This window comes from Vibrio sp. 03_296 (genome assembly GCF_002265885.1).
The window spans coordinates 1-3,399 of record NZ_NPKW01000031.1; the positions used below are offsets into that span (position 1 = coordinate 1).

The following is a 3,399-nucleotide window of genomic DNA, read 5'->3' on the forward strand; positions in this document are numbered from 1 at the left end:
TCTACCAACTGAGCTAGTGTCGCATGTCATCGTTAAGTACGATGAGAACTGTAATCTGGAGTAACGCGACCAGCCTGGGCACGAGGTTCCTCGTCTGCGGTCTCATCACTTCTAAATTTGGAGCGACACACGAGGTTCGAACTCGTGACCTCAACCTTGGCAAGGTTGCGCTCTACCAACTGAGCTAGTGTCGCAATCAACAACGTTTTACGTCGTTCAGGGCTGCGAATTATAAGAGCATTTTTTTGTGATGCAAGTCCTTCGTTGAAAAAATCCTTAAATTTTTTCCGTTCGATGAAAAAGCGCACAAAGCAGCTAAAAATTCATCGCCCTGCCGCATGAAATCAATGCTAAATCTTAAAAATGGTTTGGCGATAGAACTTGAGTTCTGCAATAGATTCACGAATATCGTCGAGTGCTAGGTGAGTGCCCTGCTTAGAAAAACCTTTCAATACTTCCGGATTCCATCTTCTAGTCAATTCTTTCAAAGTACTGACGTCGATATAACGGTAGTGAAAATAGCCTTCAAGCTCAGGCATATGGCGGTACAAAAAACGACGATCTTGCCCAATGCTGTTACCGCAGATTGGCGATACTCCTTTAGGTACCCACTTTTCTAAGAAAGCGATGGTTTGTTCAACCGCCTCTTGCTCAGTAATTTGACTACCACGCACTCGCTCTACGAGACCACTACCCGTGTGTGTATTGGTACACCACTCATCCATTTTTGCGAGTTCCTCTTCTGACTGATGAATCGCAAGTACCGGTCCTTCGGCTAAGATGTTTAGCTCGCTATCGGTGACGATAGACGCTATTTCAATAATTTTATGAACGTCAGGATCCAAGCCTGTCATCTCAAGATCGATCCAAATTAAGTTCTGATCGCTAAAGGACATAGATGAGTTGCCTATTTGTTTGCTGCTAAAAGAGGTACTATACCTCAAAATAGTAATAACAAGATACTTCGATAATGTAGCGAAAGTCGTCATACTTAGCTCGTTATCAGCGAACAAATAAAGTAGATATCGTGGCAAAAAAGAAGAAGTTAACTCAGGGTCAAGTGCGTCGTGTACGCGACAACCAACAAAAAAGACTGAAGAAACAAGGCGACACCATTCAATGGGATGAAGCAATGTTGGGCGATAGCCGCAGAGGGCTAGTGATCACACGTTTCGGTCAACACGCAGATATTGAAGATGCCGAAACCGGGCTGATTGAGCGCTGTAATTTGCGTCGTGGTATTGAATCACTGGTTTCCGGTGACAAGGTCATTTGGCGCAAAGGCTTAGAGTCAATGGCTGGAATTTCAGGCGTGGTTGAAGCCGTAGAGCCGCGTACTTCCGTGTTAACTCGACCTGACTACTACGATGGTTTAAAACCCGTTGCGGCCAATATTGATCAAATGGTCATTGTCTCATCGGTGCTGCCAGAGTTGTCACTCAACATCATTGATCGCTACTTGATTGCAGCAGAAACCCTCGGTATCGAGCCGCTGTTGGTGTTAAACAAAATCGATTTGTTGCAAGACGCCGAGCTCGCTACGTATCGTGAGTGGTTGGCTGACTATGAGAAAATTGGCTACAAGATCCTTTATGTGAGCAAGCGCTCTGGCGCTGGCATTGCAGAGCTCGAAGCGCAATTGCAAGATCGCATCAATATCTTCGTCGGACAATCAGGCGTGGGTAAGTCGAGCTTGGTGAATGCACTCATTCCTGAGTTGGATATCGAAGAAGGGGAAGTTTCCGAACAATCCGGTTTGGGCCAACATACGACAACAGCGGCGCGCCTGTACCACATTCCGTCAGGTGGTAACTTGATCGACTCTCCAGGGGTTCGTGAGTTTGGACTCTGGCACTTAGAGCCAGAAGAGATCACCAAAGCCTATCTTGAGTTTCGTCCATACTTGGGCGGCTGCAAGTTCCGAGATTGCAAGCACGCAGATGACCCAGGCTGCATCATTCGCGAGGCTGTAGAAAATGGTGAGATCAGCGAAGTGCGCTACGATAATTACCATCGCATTATTGAAAGCATGGCGGAGAATAAAGCCAATCGCCAATATTCGCGCAACAAGAAAGCGGACTTATAAAGCGTATTGTTGTGTAAGTTTTCGTCACCGATTACTGACAAGTGGAATAATTTTCAGTAACATCACGCGCCCGAAACAAGAATCAAACAGACATCATCGGTATTTATAATGGATAAGATTAAAGTTGGACTGCAGTACTGGATCCCACAACATGGCCTGACTCGCCTAGTGGGTAAATTGGCTTCTGCCAAAGCAGGCAGCCTGACCACAGCGATCATTCGCTGGTTTATCAAGCAGTACAACGTCAATATGGACGAAGCGAAACACGCCGATCCTAAGCACTATAAAACCTTCAACGAGTTTTTTGTGCGTGAGCTAAAAGAAGGCGCACGTCCAATTACTCAAGATGAAGCGGTTATTACACACCCTGCGGATGCTTGCGTCAGCCAGTTTGGCCCAATTACCAACGGCCAATTGATTCAAGCGAAAGGGCATGACTTCTCTGCACAAGAGCTGTTAGGCGGTGACGCTGCTCTTGCTGAAGAATTTAAAGACGGTAGCTTTGCGACCTTGTATCTGTCACCTCGTGATTACCACCGTGTGCACATGCCATGCAATGGTACTCTGCGCCAAATGATTTACGTTCCTGGTGATCTTTTCTCGGTGAATCCGCTGACAGCAGAGAATGTACCCAACCTATTTGCTCGCAATGAGCGCGTGGTGTGTATCTTTGATACTGAGTTTGGCCCGATGGCTCAAGTGCTTGTTGGTGCGACCATTGTTGGCAGTATTGAACAAGTATGGGCGGGTACCATTACCCCACCTCGTGGCAATACGGTATACAAATGGGATTATCCAGCTTCTGGTAACAATGCGGTTATCTTGAAGAAGGGCGAAGAAATGGGTCGCTTCAAACTCGGTTCAACCGTCATTAACCTTTTTGCGAAAGATGCGATTCGTTTTGATGAGTCGATGGCCAATGGCCAACCAACGGTGATGGGAACCCCATACGCCCACCAGCAATAAGTTTATTTTAAGCCCCAACAAACGTTGCAATGTAGTTCACTTAAGAGGAGCTGCCTTGCGATTAACAGGATATCGGGTCTTTGATATTTTTACCGCCCTAGGCCGATTTGGCTTAGGGCGTTTGTCTATAAAAAGGATGGATAAGTCTCCGCGCAGACTTTTTAGACGCTTCGGTGTATTACCTGGAGATACCGCTTTGCTCATTACTTTCAGTTGACTAGCGATGAACTGACAAGCGTATTTAAAACTGATTTCATTGGCCATTCGACCATGTGCTACGGCCGCTTGACTGGCTTCTCGTCTTACCAAGTTATAACCAAGCAACAGCCCCCATAACTCTTGATAGA

The 3,399-nt window shown here is 46.3% G+C and carries 3 protein-coding genes, 1 tRNA gene and 1 pseudogene; 2 read left to right on the forward strand and 3 right to left on the reverse strand.

Annotation, left to right across the window (positions count from 1 at the left end):
• Positions 1 to 118: 118 nt before the first annotated feature.
• Positions 119 to 194: transfer RNA gene (locus CIK04_RS02655), tRNA-Gly, on the reverse strand.
• Positions 195 to 350: 156 nt separating this feature from the next.
• Entirely contained in the window at positions 351 to 896 is a 546-nt protein-coding gene (orn, locus tag CIK04_RS02660; protein WP_011079270.1) for an oligoribonuclease, read from the reverse strand.
• Positions 897 to 1,027: 131 nt separating this feature from the next.
• Between orn and rsgA the strand changes: the two genes are divergently transcribed.
• Both rsgA and asd read left to right on the forward strand, forming a co-directional pair.
• Positions 1,028 to 2,086: a small ribosomal subunit biogenesis GTPase RsgA gene (gene rsgA / locus CIK04_RS02665; RefSeq protein ID WP_097353716.1), complete on the forward strand. Its 1,059-nt coding sequence runs from the start codon at positions 1,028 to 1,030 to the stop codon at positions 2,084 to 2,086.
• 108 nt (positions 2,087 to 2,194) lie between these two features.
• The gene (gene asd / locus CIK04_RS02670; RefSeq protein ID WP_017419732.1) at positions 2,195 to 3,052 is read left to right on the forward strand and encodes an archaetidylserine decarboxylase; all 858 of its coding nucleotides are present in this window, start codon (positions 2,195 to 2,197) and stop codon (positions 3,050 to 3,052) included.
• Between the two features lie 36 nt (positions 3,053 to 3,088).
• Here the strand turns inward: asd and CIK04_RS02675 are convergent.
• Positions 3,089 to 3,399: pseudogene (locus tag CIK04_RS02675) on the reverse strand (IS4 family transposase); the annotation flags it as partial.

Coding starts and splice junctions, on each gene's coding strand:
- orn (WP_011079270.1), bottom strand. CDS start 896: ATGTCCTTTAGCGATCAGAACTTAATTTGGATCGATCTTGAGATGACA.
- asd (WP_017419732.1), top strand. CDS start 2,195: ATGGATAAGATTAAAGTTGGACTGCAGTACTGGATCCCACAACATGGC.